The organism is Pseudomonas sp. GD03862, assembly GCF_029840855.1.
Classification (GTDB): Bacteria; Pseudomonadota; Gammaproteobacteria; order Pseudomonadales; family Pseudomonadaceae; genus Aquipseudomonas; species Aquipseudomonas alloputida.
Window position 1 is genome coordinate 39,513 of record NZ_JAOCDI010000010.1, and the last position, 15,851, is coordinate 55,363.

The following is a 15,851-nucleotide window of genomic DNA, read 5'->3' on the forward strand; positions in this document are numbered from 1 at the left end:
TGGACGATGGCGCGCAGCCAGCCGTCACATCTGCCATCAAGCCTGTTTCACCGCACGCATGAAGGCCTCGATCTTCGCCGCATCCTTGATGCCCTTGGCCTGTTCGACGCCACCGCTGACATCCACCGCATAAGGCTTTACCTGGGCAATGGCCTGGCCAACGTTATCGGCCGACAGCCCGCCCGCTAGGATGATCGGCTTGCCAAGACGCGCCGGTACCAATGACCAGTCGAACGCCTCGCCGGTTCCCCCTGGCACGCCCGGCACATAGGTGTCGAGCAAAATGCCGCGGGCACCCGCGTAAAGCCGACAGGCCGCCTCCAGGTCATCGCCAGGGCGCACACGCAGGGCCTTGATCCAGGGGCGGTGGTAGCCTTCACAGTCCTGCGGGGTTTCATCGCCGTGAAACTGTAGCAGGTCCAGCGGGACCACTTCGAGGATCTCGTTCAGCTCGCAGCGCGAGGCATTGACGAACAACCCGACCGTGGTCACGAAGGGTGGCAACTCGGCAATGATCGCCCGCGCCTGGCGCACGTCCACCGCCCGCGGGCTCTTGGCATAGAAGACGAAGCCGATGGCATCGGCCCCCGCTTCGGCAGCGGCCAGTGCGTCTTCGATGCGGGTAATCCCGCAGATCTTGCTGCGAACATTGCTCATGGAACAAGAACCCTGATTGTTGCGGCGAAAGGGCGGATGTTAGCAAATGGCTTTTCGCTCGTCAGTCTGCCAACGCCTCGTAACCACTCAAAAAGTGTGGGCCGATGTAACGCTTGGGCAACGCAAACGCTTCGGGGTACTCCACCTGCACCAGGTAAAGCCCGTATGGGTGGGCTGTTACCCCACCTTCACGGCGGTTGCGCCCTTCGAGCACCTCGCGTGCCCAGGCAACCGGACGCTCGCCCGCACCGATGGCCATCAGCACACCGGCAATGTTACGCACCATGTGGTGCAGGAACGCGGTGGCACGCACGTCCAGCACGATCATCTGGCCATGGCGGGTAACACGCAGGTGGTAGATGTGCTTGATCGGTGACTTGGCCTGACACTGGCTGGCGCGGAAGGCGCTGAAGTCGTGGGTACCGAGCAGGTACTGCGCCGCCTGGGCCATGCGATCGACGTCCAGCGGACGGTGGTTCCAGGTCACTTCTTCGGCCAGGTGCGCCGGGCGAATCGGGTCGTTGTAGATGACGTAGCGGTAGCGCCGGGCGCAGGCCTTGAAGCGGGCATGAAAATCGGCCGGCATGGGCCGCGACCAGACCACGCTGATGTCGTGCGGCAGGTTGAAGTTGGTGCCCATGGTCCAGGCGCGCTCGTCACGCACGGCACGGGTATCGAAGTGCACGACCTGCCCGCAGCCGTGAACGCCGGCGTCGGTACGCCCGGCGCAGACCACCGAAATCGGCTCGTTGGCGACCTTGGACAGCGCTTGCTCCAGGGCTTGCTGGACACTCGGCACGCCGCTGGCCTGACGTTGCCAGCCGCGGTAGCGCGCGCCTTTGTATTCCACGCCCAGGGCGATGCGGGAGTAGCCTTCGGCCGCGGATTCGGCGGTAGCGGTATCGATGATGTCCAAGAGCATGAAACCTGTGGGGTGTACGGAATGGCGGGGATTATAACGACAACGGCAGCCTCGTAGGGCTGCCGTTGGATGCGCACTGCATGTGCGGGCCTCTTCGCGGGCGGGCTCGCTCCCACAGGCCACTCACAAGGTCGACAACCTGTGGGGATCCCGTGGGTGCGGGCAAGCCCGCGAAGAGGCCTGCCCTGCTTGCATCAGACCAGCCGGGAGAGCATGTCCTCGGCTTCCTGACGCTGGCTGTCGTCACCATCCTTGACCACTTCATCAAGGATGTCGCGCGCGCCCTGGCTGTCACCCATGTCGATATAGGCACGGGCCAGGTCGAGCTTGGTGGCAACTTCGTCACTGCCGGAGAAGAAGTCGAAGTCCAGGTCATCCAAAGGCTCGGGCTCTGGCTGCGCAACCGCGTCTTCACTGGTGAAATGCGGCTCCAGCGATGGCGTTTCGAGGCTCTGCGACAGCTTGTCCAGCTCGGCGTTGACGTCATTGAGCTCCGAGGCAAAGCTCTTGGCTGCCGGCGAATCATCTTCCAGCGACAGGGACAGGTCGAAGTCCGATGGCAAGTCGAACTCGGAGACCGGATCAAACTCCGGTTCGCTGTCGAAGGCAGCCAGTTCGGCGGTGACATCCAGCGGATCTTGCTCCAGCGCCTCAGGGGCAGCCGGGGCAACCGGCTCGCTGACGTCGAGGTCGAAATCAGACAGGTCCACGGCAGGCTGAGGCTCGGCCTGAGCCAGCATGGCCTCGAAATCGGCGTCGGCTTCGGCTTGCAGCTCGGCATCCACGGCAAAGGGCTGTTCTTCCGGCTGAGCTTCTTCCTGTACGGGCTCATCCAGCACAGGCTCAGCGATTACCAGCTCGTCGGGTCCGCCCCCCTGTGCCATCGGCTCGTCCAGCACGGACGCGGCCAGCGGGTCTTGATCGGCCAGGTCTTCACCCAGGCTCAGGTCGAAGGCGCTGTCCAGATCCTGCTCGGCCAGGTCCGTTGCATCGAGCGTTGGCACATCATCGAAGGCGTCCAGTTCAGCGTCAGGCGCTGCCTGCGCGACAACCTCTGGCTCAGCCTGCTCTTGCGGCTCGAACCCGGACAACTCGTCAGGCACCACATCGGCAACCACCGGCGCTTCGGGCTCATCGTGCAGCAGCTCTTGCACGTACTGCTCATCCATTTCGGCAGCCAGCGCCGCCGCCCCCAGGCCGGCAGCGGCCAGGCCGAGCATGGCGGGGTAACGCTCTTTCAGGCCGGCGACTTCAGCAACGTTCTGCTCGCTGGCCGGCAACTGACGCTCCTGTTCGGCGAACGCGCTCTGGTCACCCTGGCGGGCGTACACGTCCATCAGTTTCAGGCGCAGGTCGTCACGCTCCGGCGCGGCGGTCACGGCGGGCTCCAGCAGCTCGGTGGCACGATTAAGGCGGCCTTCGGCCAGGCATTGGTCGACTTGCGCCAGCAGCGCGGCGTGCGGGTCTGCTTGTGGTTCAGGCTCGGGTGCTGCCTCGGCGACCGGTTCTGCCACTTTTTCCGCAGCGACGGCAGCTGCAGCCGAAGCGGCAACCACAGCCGGCGACAGGGTTACACCCGGCTCGGGGGCTTCGACGCCGCCGAAGCTCTCGATATCGCTGTCGAAACCTGTGCCCTGCTCTTCTTCCAGCGCCCGCGCCATGCGCAGGTGCTTCTCGGCTTCTTGCTGGGCCTTGCGTTTGCGCGCCAGCAGCCACAGCAGCAGTGCCAGCACCAGGATGCTGGAACCGGCAATCACCCCCAGAAGCCACGGGTTGCCCAGGACCGAGTCGAGCGCACCGTTCGGCTGGCTGGCGGGTGCTGGCTGGGTGTCCGGCACAGGCTGGGGTGCGGTATCGGCAGCAGCAGGTGCCGGATTGACCACGGGCTGCTCCGGGGTATCGGCAGCCGCTGCCGACGCGGCTGCGCCCTGGCCTTCCAGGCGTGCCAACTGGTTGTTCTTCAGCTCGATCAGGCGCTGCAGCTTGTCCAGCTGGCTCTGCAGGTCGGCCATGCGGCTTTTCAGTTCTTCGTTGTCGCGACGGCTGGTGTCCAGGCTTTCCTGGGCCATGGCCAGCTCGTCATTCAACGCCTTGGCCTGGCCTGCACCGGCCTGGTTGCCCGGGCTGACCAGGCGCAGGTTGTCGCCCTGGGCGATACGCGACGGTGCAGCCTCGGCGGCGCCACGGCGGGTGGCATCCAGCTGGCGGGCACGCGGCCCCAGGCGACGGCCTTCACGCCAGGCCGCATACTGCTCGGCCACCTCGCGGTTCGCCTCGCCCTGGGCGATGCTCTGGATCTGCTGCTGGTCGGGCAGGCGCAGTACCTGGCCAACCTTCAGCTGGTTGATGTTGTTGCCGATGAAGGCGTCCGGGTTCAAAGCCTGGATCGCGATCATGGTCTGCTGGATCGATCCGCCCTGGGTGTTACGCGCGGCAATCTGCCACAAGGTGTCGCGACGCTGGGTGGTGTAGCTGCTGGCACCGGTGATGGCCGGTGTGACATTGCCTGCCGCCGGCTGTTCGCCCTGTGCCTTGGCCTGGTCGAGCAGCACGCTATAGTCACGCAGCAGGCGGCCCTGCGGCCACATCACCTGCACCAGGAACTTGACCACCGGACCTGGCAGCGGCTGACTGGAGGTCACGCGCAGCACACTTTTGCCGTTGGGGTTGATCACCGGTGTGAAGGTCAGGTCTTCGAGGTAGGTCGGAAACGCCACCCCGGCCTTGCTGAACTCTTCCGGTGGCGCCAGGCTCGGCGCCACTTCGGCGGCTTTGAGGTCGCGCACGTCGAGCAATTCGATCTCGGCGTCCAGCGGCTGATTCTGTGCCGACTTCAGGGTCAGCTCCCCCAGGCCCAGCGCATTCGCCATGCCAGACGACAGCGCGGATGCTGCAGCCATGGCCAGAACCAGTTTGCGAATTCGAAGCATGACCTCTTCCCTTGTATGAATCGTCCCGAAACCTGCATGCGGAGCAGGACAAAAGTGCTCGCCAGTATCTTTTACGGCATGTGTTTAATCAACAATTGCGCCACTTGCACGGCATTGAGCGCGGCGCCTTTGCGCACGTTGTCGGTGGTTAGCCAGAGGTTGAGTTGCTGGTCTTCATCAACACCGTGACGTACACGTCCAACATAGACCACGTCTTGGCCCACTGCGTCACCTACCGGGGTCGGATAATCATCGTTTTCCACCCGTTCGATGCTGTCGGCTGCCTCCAGGGCCTGGTTGACCGCTGCCAGGTCTACCGGGCGACGGCTTTGCACGGCCACACTGAAGCTATCGCCGAAAAACACCGGGACTTGAACACAGCTCACGGAAATCTTCAGTTCAGGCAAGCCCAGCAGCACGCGCAGTTCGCTGACCAGGCGGCGCTCCAGCGCGGTATGGCCCTGCTCGTCGGTAGCACCGACTTGGGCCAGCAGGTTGAATGCCACCTGGCGGTCGAAGAAACGCGGCTCCAGCGGGCGGGCATTGAGCAGTTCGGCGGTTTGCCGGGCGAGCTCGCTGACCGCTTCACGGCCTTGCGCAGACACCGCCAATGCGGCCATCACTTGCACCCGCTCGATGTCCAGCAGGCCTTTGAGCGGCGCCAGCGCGACGGCCAGGGCTACTGCGGCCGAGCATGGGCTGACAATGCGCGCTGGCAACGACAGGCTGGCCAGGCGTTCGGCGTTGGCTTCCGGCACCAGGGCCAGGGCGTCGTCCAGGCCGCCGGACAGGTCGATGACCGTGCAGCCCGCCTGCAGCGCCTTGCCGGCAAAGCTGCGGCTGACGGCGGCGCCGGTGGCGAAGAAGGCCAGCTTGACCTGGGTGAAGTCGAAGCTGTCGACTTCGCGCACCTTCAGTTTCTTGCCAGCGAACATCACGCTGCTGCCCGCCGATTCCATGCTGGCCAGCAGGTGCAGGGTGGCAACCGGGAATGCCAGTTCCTCGAGGATCTGCACCAAGGCTTCACCGACGCTGCCGGTGGCGCCGACGACGGCGATATCCAAAGGGTGTGTCATGGAAGGGATCCTTTTGCTGTAAACGGCGGGGGCGGCACTTTACTCGGATTGCAAGGTTTTGTCTGTGCCCACCCGGCGCGGCTGTTGCTGTTGCTCGATTGCGTCTTGCTTCTTGGATGTGCGCACTCACACCGAGTAGGTATTCATTCGCGCAGGTGGCGCATCGTCACCTTTCCGCCCTTCCGGCGGGTTACTTTGGTCGTGGCCAAAGTAACCAAAGCCGTTGGCTCCCATCATCCGGCCCCTGCGCTGCGCTCCGGGGTCCCCTCGCTCCGGGTTTGCTCCCGGGAGGACCGCGCTGCAGGCCCCATCCTGGGGCCCAGCGCTTGACGGGCATCCATGCCCGTCACCTCCCTTCGCAAGCCCTGCGCTCGGCCTCCTGAAGTCGCAATCTGCGTCGCCTGAACTACCGCGCACTTAGAAGCAAAAGCAACGGCAACGGCAACGGCAACGGCAAGAGCAAGAGCAAGAGCAAGAGCAAGGGGGCTGTCAGAGCAGACATTTCGCCATTAAACAGCGGCATGACTTATCCAGCGATTAGGCCCGCGACCCAAATGCATACCTTCAGGCATAAAAAAATACCGCACTGTCACCAGTGCGGTATTTTTCAGGTGAAGCCTGAACGATCAACGCTCCAGCAGAATCCGCAACATGCGGCGCAGCGGTTCGGCGGCGCCCCACAGCAGCTGGTCACCCACGGTGAACGCGCCCAGGTACTGCGAACCCATGTTCAGCTTGCGAAGGCGGCCAACCGGGATGTTCAGGGTGCCGGTGACCTTGGTCGGGGTCAGTTCCTGCATGCTGATTTCACGCTGGTTCGGCACCAGCTTCACCCAAGGGTTGTGCTGGCTGATCATGCCTTCGATGTCGGCGATCGGCACGTCCTTGTTCAGCTTGATGGTCAGCGCCTGGCTGTGGCAGCGCATGGCGCCAATGCGCACGCAGATGCCGTCGACCGGGATCGGGCTCTTGAAGCGACCGAGGATCTTGTTGGTTTCGGCCTGGGCCTTCCACTCTTCACGGCTCTGACCGTTCGGCAGTTCCTTGTCGATCCACGGGATCAGGCTGCCCGCCAGCGGCACGCCGAAGTTCTCGGTCGGGAACGCTTCGCTGCGCATGGTCTCGGCAACCTTGCGGTCGATATCGAGAATGGCGCTGGCCGGGTTGGCCAGGTCATCGGCCACTGCCGCGTGGGTAGCACCCATCTGCTTGATCAGCTCGCGCATGTTCTGCGCGCCGGCACCCGACGCCGCCTGGTAGGTCATGGCGCTCATCCACTCGACCAGACCGGCCTCGAACAGGCCACCCAGGCCCATCAGCATCAGGCTGACGGTGCAGTTGCCACCGATGTAGTTCTTGGTACCAGCGTCCAGCTGCTGGTCGATGACCTTGCGGTTGACCGGGTCGAGGATGATCACCGCGTCATCCTGCATGCGCAGGGACGAAGCGGCGTCGATCCAGTAACCCTGCCAGCCGGCTTCACGCAGCTTGGGGAAGACCTCGTTGGTGTAGTCGCCACCCTGGCAGGTCAGGATCACGTCGAGGGTCTTGAGTTCTTCAATCGAATAAGCGTCCTTGAGGGGCGCTGTATCCTTGCCCACGTTCGGACCCTGGCCACCAACATTGGAGGTAGTGAAGAACACCGGCTCGATAAGGTCGAAATCCTGCTCCTCCAGCATCCGCTGCATGAGCACGGAACCGACCATACCGCGCCAACCGATCAGACCTACACGTTTCATCGCAACTACACCTTTGCTAAAAGTGGGCCGCCACCGGGAATTTTGGGGGGCGGGCCAGAGAGATTACAGATTCCGCAGCGCTGCGACTACTGCGTCGCCCATTTCCTGCGTACCAACTTTGCGGCAGCCTTCCGAGAAGATGTCGCCGGTACGCAGCCCCTGGTCCAGAACCAGGCTCACGGCCTTCTCGATCGCCTCGGCGGCAGCCGACTGATTGAAGCTGTAACGCAACATCATCGACACCGACAGGATGGTCGCCAGTGGGTTGGCGATACCAAGGCCGGCGATGTCCGGTGCCGAGCCGTGGCACGGCTCGTACATGCCCTTGTTGTCGGCATCCAGGGACGCCGACGGCAGCATGCCGATGGAACCGGTCAACATGGAAGCTTCATCCGACAGAATGTCACCGAACATGTTGTCGGTCACCATCACGTCGAACTGTTTGGGTGCACGCACCAGCTGCATGGCAGCGTTGTCGACGTACATGTGGCTGAGCTCCACGTCCGGGTAGTCCTTGGCCACGTCTTCGACCACTTCACGCCACAGCTGGCTGGAGGCCAGAACGTTGGCCTTGTCCACCGAGCACAGCTTCTTGCCGCGCACGCGGGCCATGTCGAAGCCGACACGGGCAATGCGGCGCACTTCGCTTTCGCTGTACGGCAGGGTGTCGTAGGCCTGGCGTTCGCCACCTTCCAGCTCGCGCTGGCCACGCGGGGCACCGAAGTAGATGCCGCCGGTCAGCTCACGAACGATGAGGATGTCCAGGCCCGATACGATTTCCGGCTTCAGCGACGAAGCATCGGCCAGTTGTGGGTAAAGGATGGCTGGGCGCAGGTTGGCGAACAGACCCAGTTGCGAGCGGATCTTCAGCAGGCCGCGCTCCGGGCGAATGTCTCGCTCGATCTTGTCCCACTTCGGCCCGCCCACAGCCCCCAGCAGCACCGCATCGGCCTTGCGCGCACGCTCCAGGGTTTCGTCGGCCAGCGGCACGCCGTGCTTGTCGATGGCGGCACCGCCAATCAAGTCGTGCGCCAGGCTGAAGCCGAGCTGGAACTTGTCGTTGGCCAGCTCCAGTACCTTGACTGCCTCGGCCATGATTTCCGGGCCGATACCGTCACCTGGGAGAATCAGAATCTGCTTGCTCATGCTTTCCTCTATCCATTCACGCGGCGTGGCCAAGCGGGCCCCACCGAAAAGTGCTTAACGCTCGGCCCACAACACCAGCACATCGGTGCTGAACGAGCCGTCGGCCTCGATCTGGTAATACTGCCGTACTTCTTCGCCCATGGCTTGCTGCAATTGGCGGATGGCCACGCGCATCGGCTCGGGGGTGCGCATGCGCTCAACCCAGGTGCTCCACTCCAGGCGCAACGGTTGGCGGGTGTGGCTGCGCACGTGCAGGCCGGCTTCGCTGACCTGGCGTTGCCACTCGGCGGCGGAGTAGTCACGCACATGGCTGGTGTCGCGCAGCACTTCGACCGTTTGCAGGTAAGTGTCGAGCAGCGGGCTGCCCGGCGACATCACGTCGATGAACGCCGCCACACCACCTGGCTTGAGCACCCGGCGCACCTCGCGCAGAGCCAGGCCCAGGTCGCTCCAGTGGTGGGCCGAATAACGGCTGAAGACAAAGTCGAACGAAGCGTCGGCGAACGGCAGGCGTTCGGCAGCGCCGCGTTCGGTCGTGATATTGGCCAGGCCGCGTTCGGCGGCGGCGCTGGCGACCACGTCGAGCATGGACTGCGAGAGGTCGTAGGCGACCACTTCGGTAACCAGCGGAGCGACGTGGAAGCTGACATGACCGGCACCGCAGCCCAGGTCCAGCACGCGGGCATGGGCCTGCCCTGCCAGCTCAGCCTGCAGCAGGGCGAATTCACTGCCTTGGGCGTGCACGGCGCTGCTGAGGTAGGCGCTGGCCTGTTCGCCGAACTGGCGTTGGACCACATCGATGTGCTGGGTGCTGGTCATGTCTCGTTCCTTTAGATTTTTGTTGCCTGTGCCGGCCTCTTCGCGGGTAAACCCGCTCCTACAGCGACCGCGTAAATTTCTGTAGGAGCGAAGAGGCCCGCACTGTCACCTATGAACTTCAGGCATCACGGAACAGCCAAGGCTGGCTGGCGCGATGCTTGGCTTCGAAGGCCTTGATCGCGTCGCTGTCCTGCAGGGTCAGGCCGATATCGTCCAGACCGTTGAGCAGGCAGTGCTTGCGGAACGCATCGATTTCGAAGTGCAGCACCTTGCCATCCGGGCGGGTCACCGCCTGCGCCTGCAGGTCGATGGTCAGCTGGTAGCCCGGGTTGGCTTCGACCTGCTTGAACAGCTCGTCGACTTCCTCATCGCTGAGAATGATCGGCAGCAAGCCGTTCTTGAAGCTGTTGTTGAAGAAAATGTCGGCAAAGCTCGGCGCAATGATGCTGCGGAAACCGTACTCGTCCAACGCCCAGGGGGCATGCTCACGGCTGGAGCCGCAACCAAAGTTTTCCCGCGCCAGCAACACGCTGGCACCTTGGTAGCGCGCGTGGTTGAGCACGAACTCTTCGTTGAGCGGGCGCTTGCTGTTGTCCTGGTAGGGCTGACCCACGTCCAGGTAACGCCACTCGTCGAACAGGTTCGGGCCAAAGCCGGTGCGCTTGATCGACTTCAAGAACTGCTTGGGGATGATCTGGTCGGTGTCGACGTTGGCACGGTCCAACGGTGCGACGAGGCCAGTGTGCTGGGTAAAGGCTTTCATGCTGCGCTCCCTTGGATCAACTCGCGGACATCGATGAAGTGGCCCGCTACAGCAGCAGCGGCGGCCATGGCCGGACTGACCAGGTGGGTACGGCCACCGGCGCCCTGACGGCCTTCGAAGTTGCGGTTGGAGGTGGACGCACAGTGCTCGCCGCTTTCAAGGCGGTCCGGGTTCATCGCCAGGCACATCGAGCAGCCTGGCTCACGCCATTCGAAACCGGCTTCGAGGAAGATCTTGTCCAGGCCTTCACGCTCGGCCTGGGCCTTGACCAGACCGGAACCTGGCACGACGATGGCTTGCTTGACGCTGGCGGCCACCTTGCGGCCCTTGGCGATTTCCGCCGCAGCGCGCAGGTCCTCGATTCGCGAGTTGGTGCACGAGCCGATGAACACACGGTCCAGCTTGATGTCGGTGATCGCCTGGTTGGCGGTCAGCCCCATGTACTTCAAGGCACGCTCGATCGAACCACGCTTGACCAGGTCGGTCTCGGCAGCTGGGTCTGGTACACGCTGGTCGACGGCCAGGACCATCTCGGGCGAAGTACCCCAGCTGACCTGTGGCTTGATCTGGCTGGCATCCAGCTCGACCACGGTGTCGAATACGGCATCGTCATCCGACACCAGGTCCTTCCACGACTCGACCGCTTGCTTCCACTGCTCGCCCTTCGGCGCGTACGGGCGCCCTTCGACGTAGGCAACGGTAGTGGCATCGGTCGCCACCAGGCCCACGCGGGCACCGGCTTCGATGGACATGTTGCAGATGGTCATGCGGCCTTCCATCGACAATTCGCGAATGGCACTGCCTGCGAATTCCATGGCGTGACCGTTTCCACCGGCGGTGCCGATCTTGCCGATCACGGCCAACACGATGTCCTTGGCGGTAACGCCGGCCGGCAATTGGCCTTCCACGCGCACCAGCATGTTCTTCATCTTCTTGGCGACCAGGCACTGGGTGGCGAGCACGTGCTCGACCTCGGAAGTGCCGATGCCATGGGCCAAGGCACCGAAGGCGCCGTGGGTGGAGGTGTGCGAGTCACCGCAGACCACAGTCATGCCCGGCAAGGTGGCGCCCTGCTCCGGGCTGATGACGTGGACGATGCCCTGGCGCTCGTCGTTCATCTTGAATTCGACGATGCCGTATTCGTCACAGTTCTCGTCGAGGGTCTGCACCTGCAGGCGCGACACCTGGTCGACGATCGCCTCGATACCGCCCTTGCGCTCTGGCGTGGTCGGCACGTTGTGGTCGGGCGTGGCGATGTTGGCGTCGATACGCCATGGCTTGCGGTTGGCCAGGCGCAGGCCTTCGAAGGCCTGGGGCGACGTCACTTCGTGGATGATGTGGCGGTCGATGTAGATCAAGGACGAGCCGTCATCACGGCGCTTGACCTCATGGGCTTCCCAGAGTTTGTCGTAGAGCGTTTTGCCAGCCATCAGACTGTTCCTCATCAGCGTCTTTCTATGCCAAAGACCCCTTGGCTTGTACGGACGATGCTAGGGGGTTAGATTGAATAACTCAAATTCATAATTTTTATGCTTTGGATAACCCAAAGGAATACAACATCATGGACCTGGCCAACCTCAGTGCCTTCATCGCCATTGCCGAAACCGGCAGCTTTTCCGGCGCAGCCGAACGCCTGTTCCTGACCCAGCCGGCCATCAGCAAACGCATCGCCGGCCTGGAGCAGCAACTGGACGTGCGCCTGTTCGACCGCCTGGGCCGCGAGGTGACCCTGACTGAAGCCGGGCGCGCACTGCTGCCGCGGGCGTACCAGATCCTCAACGTCCTGGATGATACCCGACGGGCGCTGACCAATCTGACCGGGGCCGTGAGCGGTCGCCTGACCCTGGCCACCAGCCACCACATCGGCCTGCACCGCCTGCCCCCGTTGTTACGGGTTTTCACCCGCCAGTACCCGGCAGTGGCACTGGATATTCAGTTCATGGATTCGGAACAGGCCTACGACGAGATTCTGCATGGCCGCGCCGAAATCGCCGTTATCACCCTGGCGCCCGAGCCGCACCATTTGGTCAAGGCCGTGCCGGTGTGGGACGACGCCCTGGACTTCGTCGCCGCCCCCGAGCACCCGCTGGCCAACAACCAGTCGGTCAGCCTGGCTGACATCGCCCGCCACCCGGCGGTATTTCCCGGCGGCAACACCTTTACCCACCATATTGTCCAGCGCCTGTTCGAAAGCCAGGGCTTGACGCCGAACATCGCCATGAGCACCAACTACCTGGAAACCATCAAGATGATGGTGTCGATCGGCCTGGCCTGGAGCGTGCTGCCACGCACCATGCTCGACGAACAGGTTGCACCCATCGCTTTACCCGGCATACAGCTGTCGCGCCAGCTAGGCTACATTCTGCACACGGAGCGTACGCTATCGAATGCGGCCAGGGCATTCATGGCCCTGCTCGACAGCCACTCAGGGCCCACCTGACCGGCTGTCAGCCAGCTATTCGTATTCCAAGGACACGTCATACGCCACAGGTCTGGTACCAATGCCCAAATCAGCAAACCGCTTTTTGCGCCTGCCGCGAATACCCGCAGCTGATCCCCAGGAGTCCGAGCAGGCCTGGCAGAACGCCCCGCAACTGCTGGCAGCGCTCAACGGTGCGCACCTGGGTGCCTGGCTATGGGATATCGAAAGCGGCAGGGTCAGTTGGTCGCGGGGTACCCAGGCCCTGTTCGGTTTCGATCCACAGCGGCCACTGCCCGCCGATATCGATTACCTCGACCTGCTGCCCGAGGAGGATCGCGCACGCACGCGCCAGATGTTCCAGGCAGTGTTCAACGGTGAGCCGGTGGAGCAGGCCATGCGCCACCGTATCCGCTGGCCGGACGGCAGCCTGCACTGGCTGGAGATCAACGGCAGCCTGACCCGCGACCCGCACGGCCGACCGCAGATGATCGGTGTGATCCGCGAGATCACCCGCCAGCGCGAGCGGGAAACGGCGCTGATCAATTCGGAAAAGCGCTTCGCCACGCTGTTTCACCTTAGCCCCAACGCCATTTTGCTGACCCGCCGCCACGATGGCATGATCTTCGAGGTCAACCAGCACTTCGAAGACATGTTCGGCTGGCCCGGCAGCCAGGTGATCGGCAAGACCAGCCTGGAACTGGGCCTGTGGGTCAACCCCGAACAGCGCCACCAGATAGTGGAGTCGACCCGCGCCAACGGCGGCCCGCTGATCATGGAGGTGCAATTCCGCGCAACCAGCGGCAAGGTGCATGATGGCATCCTGTGCACCCAGGGCATCGAGCTGGAAGGCGTGACCTTCCTGATCAGTACATTCGTCGACACCACCGAACGCAAGCGCGCCGAGCAGGCCCTGAAGGACAGCCAGGAGCGCCTGGACCTGGCCCTGGACTCGGCGCAACTTGGCACCTGGGACTGGCACATCCCAAGCGGCATGCTCTACGGCTCGGCCCGCGCCGCGCAGCTGCATGGCTTGCCGCCCATCCCCTTTCATGAATCGTTCGATGCGTTCTTCGAGGGCGTGCCGGAGCACGAGCGCAACTCGATGCGACAAGCCTACCGTAGCCTGCGCGAAGGGCCCGCCGGCAACTATCAGATCACCTACCGGGTGCAGCTGGAAAACGGCACTTCACGCTACATCGAAAGCCGCGCGCGGCTGTACCGCGACGACCAGGGCATCCCCCTGCGCATGGCGGGCACCTTGCTCGACATCACCGATCAGGTGGAGCGCGAACAGCGCCTGAGCGCCTCGGAAGAGAAGTTTGCCAGCCTGTTCCAGGTCAGCCCCGACCCGATCTGCGTCACCCGCCAGGACACTGGCCAGTTCATCGAGATCAATCCGGCGTTCACCCAGACCTTCGGCTGGAGCAGCGCGCAGGTGCTTGGCCGTACCGCCGAGGAAATCGGCCTGTGGGCCGAGTCCGTCGAGCGCGCGAAACGTATCGAGCAGGTGATCCGCGAACAGGCCTTGAGCAACGTCGCCGTGGTACTCAACCACCGCAATGGCGACCCGCTGACCTGTGTGATTTCCAGCCGCCTGATCACCGTCGACGACCAGCCCTGCAGCGTGACCACCCTGCGCGACATCACCCAGCAACAACGCGCCGAAGCCGCGCTGAAGTCCAGCGAGGAGAAGTTCGCCAAGGCCTTCCACTCCAGCCCCGACGCCATCACCATCACCGAACGCCACAGCGGCCGCTACCTGGAGGTCAACGACGGCTTCTGCCGCCTGACCGGCTACAGCACTGATGAAGTGATCGGCCACACGGTGTATGAGATCGGCATCTGGGCCGACGACAAGCAGCGCAGCGCGCTGCTGGCCGAGTTGCGCGAGCGCGGCCGGGTACACCACCGCGAGATGCTCGGGCGCAACAAGCGTGGCGATATCCTCACGGTCGAGGTTTCGGTGGAACCGATCACCCTCAACGAAGTGGATTGCCTGCTGCTGACCGCCCGCGACGTCAGCCAGCTGAAGAACGCCCAGGCGCAGATACGCCACCTGGCCTATCACGACCCGCTGACCAACCTGCCCAACCGCGCCTTGCTGATGGACCGCCTGAGCCAGCAGATCGCCCTGCTCAAGCGCCATAACCTGCGTGGCGCCCTGCTGTTCCTCGACCTCGACCACTTCAAGCACATCAACGACTCGCTGGGCCACCCGGTGGGCGACACGGTGCTGAAGATCATCACCGCCCGCCTTGAGGCCAGCGTGCGCCTGGAGGACACCGTGGCGCGTCTGGGGGGCGACGAATTCGTGGTGCTGCTTAGCGGCCTGGAAGGGAGCCGCGAACACGTGGAAGAGAAAGTGCGCGAGCTGGCCGACACCCTGCGCGAACTGCTGGCCGAGCCAATGTCACTGGATGGCCAGCGCCTGCAGGTAACGCCCAGCATCGGCGTGGCGCTGATCCCCGACCACGGCACCACACCGGCCGACCTGCTCAAGCGTGCCGATATCGCCCTGTACCGGGCCAAGGACTCCGGTCGCAACACCACCCAGCTGTTCCACACCACCATGCAGAAGGCCGCCAGCGAGCGCCTGCGCATGGAAAACGACCTGCGCCTGGCCCTGGCCCGTGGCGAGCTGGCACTGCACTTCCAGCCGCAGGTGGATGCCCGCGACAACCGCATCGTCGGTGCCGAAGTACTGTTGCGCTGGCACCACCCGCAACTGGGTCAGCAACCGCCCTCGCAGTTCATCCAGGTACTGGAAGAAAGTGGCCTGATCCTTGAAGTTGGCAGCTGGATTCTCGACGAAGCCTGCGACGCCTGCGCCCGCATGCTGACCGACGGGCTGATCGACGCTGATGATTTCAACCTGTGCGTGAACATAAGCCCGCGACAGTTCCGCCAGAACGACTTTGTCGGGCGGGTGCTGCGCAGCCTGGACGATTACCGCCTGCCGCGGCAGATGCTGACGCTGGAAATCACAGAAGGCATCGTCATCCAGAACCTGGAAGACACCATCAGCAAGATGTGCGAGCTGAAGCGCTACGGGGTGAGTTTTGCCATGGATGACTTCGGCACCGGCTATTCCTCGCTGACTTACCTGAAGCGCCTGCCGGTCGATGCGCTGAAAATCGACCAGAGCTTCGTGCGCGATGCACCGGTCGACCCCAACGACGCAGAAATTGTCCGCGCCATTGTCGCCATGGCGCGCAGCCTGGACCTGGCGGTGATTGCCGAAGGGGTAGAACTGACCGAACAGCTGGCGTTTCTCGAGCGGCTGGGGTGCCATCTGTACCAGGGTTATCTGCACAGCCGGCCATTACCGTTACCGGAGTTTCGGCAGATGTTGCTGGAGGCGCCGGCAGATTACTGAT

At 63.5% G+C, this 15,851-nt stretch carries 11 protein-coding genes; 2 read left to right on the forward strand and 9 right to left on the reverse strand.

The genetic code is table 11. The features are described from left to right. Positions 1 to 36: 36 nt before the first annotated feature. The 9 genes from N5D53_RS09260 to leuC form a co-directional block, all read right to left on the reverse strand. Positions 37 to 657 (reverse strand): phosphoribosylanthranilate isomerase, encoded by a 621-nt coding sequence (locus N5D53_RS09260; RefSeq protein WP_010953008.1) that lies wholly within the window; start codon positions 655 to 657, stop codon positions 37 to 39. Between the two features lie 61 nt (positions 658 to 718). Continuing rightward, entirely contained in the window at positions 719 to 1,579 is an 861-nt protein-coding gene (gene truA / locus N5D53_RS09265) for a tRNA pseudouridine(38-40) synthase TruA (RefSeq protein ID WP_104962274.1), read from the reverse strand. A gap of 194 nt (positions 1,580 to 1,773) precedes the next feature. Next, entirely contained in the window at positions 1,774 to 4,509 is a 2,736-nt protein-coding gene (locus N5D53_RS09270; protein ID WP_266023017.1) for a FimV/HubP family polar landmark protein, read from the reverse strand. Positions 4,510 to 4,580: 71 nt separating this feature from the next. Continuing rightward, on the reverse strand, positions 4,581 to 5,585 hold the full coding sequence (locus tag N5D53_RS09275) for an aspartate-semialdehyde dehydrogenase (RefSeq protein ID WP_104962276.1): 1,005 nt from the start codon (positions 5,583 to 5,585) through the stop codon (positions 4,581 to 4,583). Between the two features lie 626 nt (positions 5,586 to 6,211). Next, positions 6,212 to 7,324: an aspartate-semialdehyde dehydrogenase gene (gene asd / locus N5D53_RS09280; RefSeq protein ID WP_003247195.1), complete on the reverse strand. Its 1,113-nt coding sequence runs from the start codon at positions 7,322 to 7,324 to the stop codon at positions 6,212 to 6,214. A 63-nt stretch (positions 7,325 to 7,387) separates the two neighbouring features. Then, entirely contained in the window at positions 7,388 to 8,470 is a 1,083-nt protein-coding gene (gene leuB / locus N5D53_RS09285) for a 3-isopropylmalate dehydrogenase (protein ID WP_020192546.1), read from the reverse strand. A 54-nt stretch (positions 8,471 to 8,524) separates the two neighbouring features. Next, the gene (locus N5D53_RS09290; RefSeq protein WP_104887237.1) at positions 8,525 to 9,289 is read right to left on the reverse strand and encodes a class I SAM-dependent methyltransferase; all 765 of its coding nucleotides are present in this window, start codon (positions 9,287 to 9,289) and stop codon (positions 8,525 to 8,527) included. 118 nt (positions 9,290 to 9,407) lie between these two features. Next, on the reverse strand, positions 9,408 to 10,052 hold the full coding sequence (gene leuD / locus N5D53_RS09295; protein WP_020192544.1) for a 3-isopropylmalate dehydratase small subunit: 645 nt from the start codon (positions 10,050 to 10,052) through the stop codon (positions 9,408 to 9,410). Continuing rightward, positions 10,049 to 11,482 carry a 3-isopropylmalate dehydratase large subunit gene (gene leuC, locus N5D53_RS09300; RefSeq protein ID WP_010953002.1) on the reverse strand — a complete coding sequence of 478 codons (1,434 nt, stop codon included), beginning with the start codon at positions 11,480 to 11,482 and terminating at the stop codon, positions 10,049 to 10,051. Before leuC ends, leuD begins: the two co-directional genes overlap by 4 nt. Before the next feature lie 131 nt (positions 11,483 to 11,613). Here leuC and N5D53_RS09305 point away from each other — a divergent pair, with 131 nt between their 5' ends. Both N5D53_RS09305 and N5D53_RS09310 read left to right on the forward strand, forming a co-directional pair. Continuing rightward, a complete protein-coding gene (locus tag N5D53_RS09305) occupies positions 11,614 to 12,492 on the forward strand; it encodes a LysR family transcriptional regulator (RefSeq protein WP_010953001.1) in 879 nt (292 codons plus the stop codon). A 61-nt stretch (positions 12,493 to 12,553) separates the two neighbouring features. Then, a complete protein-coding gene (locus N5D53_RS09310) occupies positions 12,554 to 15,850 on the forward strand; it encodes a bifunctional diguanylate cyclase/phosphodiesterase (protein WP_190870100.1) in 3,297 nt (1,098 codons plus the stop codon). Position 15,851: the final 1 nt, after the last annotated feature.

Bases quoted from the DNA above. Each gene is read 5' to 3' on its own strand.
- N5D53_RS09260 (WP_010953008.1), bottom strand. From the start codon at position 657: ATGAGCAATGTTCGCAGCAAGATCTGCGGGATTACCCGCATCGAAGAC.
- truA (WP_104962274.1), bottom strand. From the start codon at position 1,579: ATGCTCTTGGACATCATCGATACCGCTACCGCCGAATCCGCGGCCGAA.
- N5D53_RS09270 (WP_266023017.1), bottom strand. From the start codon at position 4,509: ATGCTTCGAATTCGCAAACTGGTTCTGGCCATGGCTGCAGCATCCGCG.
- N5D53_RS09275 (WP_104962276.1), bottom strand. From the start codon at position 5,585: ATGACACACCCTTTGGATATCGCCGTCGTCGGCGCCACCGGCAGCGTC.
- asd (WP_003247195.1), bottom strand. From the start codon at position 7,324: ATGAAACGTGTAGGTCTGATCGGTTGGCGCGGTATGGTCGGTTCCGTG.
- leuB (WP_020192546.1), bottom strand. From the start codon at position 8,470: ATGAGCAAGCAGATTCTGATTCTCCCAGGTGACGGTATCGGCCCGGAA.
- N5D53_RS09290 (WP_104887237.1), bottom strand. From the start codon at position 9,289: ATGACCAGCACCCAGCACATCGATGTGGTCCAACGCCAGTTCGGCGAA.
- leuD (WP_020192544.1), bottom strand. From the start codon at position 10,052: ATGAAAGCCTTTACCCAGCACACTGGCCTCGTCGCACCGTTGGACCGT.
- leuC (WP_010953002.1), bottom strand. From the start codon at position 11,482: ATGGCTGGCAAAACGCTCTACGACAAACTCTGGGAAGCCCATGAGGTC.
- N5D53_RS09305 (WP_010953001.1), top strand. From the start codon at position 11,614: ATGGACCTGGCCAACCTCAGTGCCTTCATCGCCATTGCCGAAACCGGC.
- N5D53_RS09310 (WP_190870100.1), top strand. From the start codon at position 12,554: ATGCCCAAATCAGCAAACCGCTTTTTGCGCCTGCCGCGAATACCCGCA.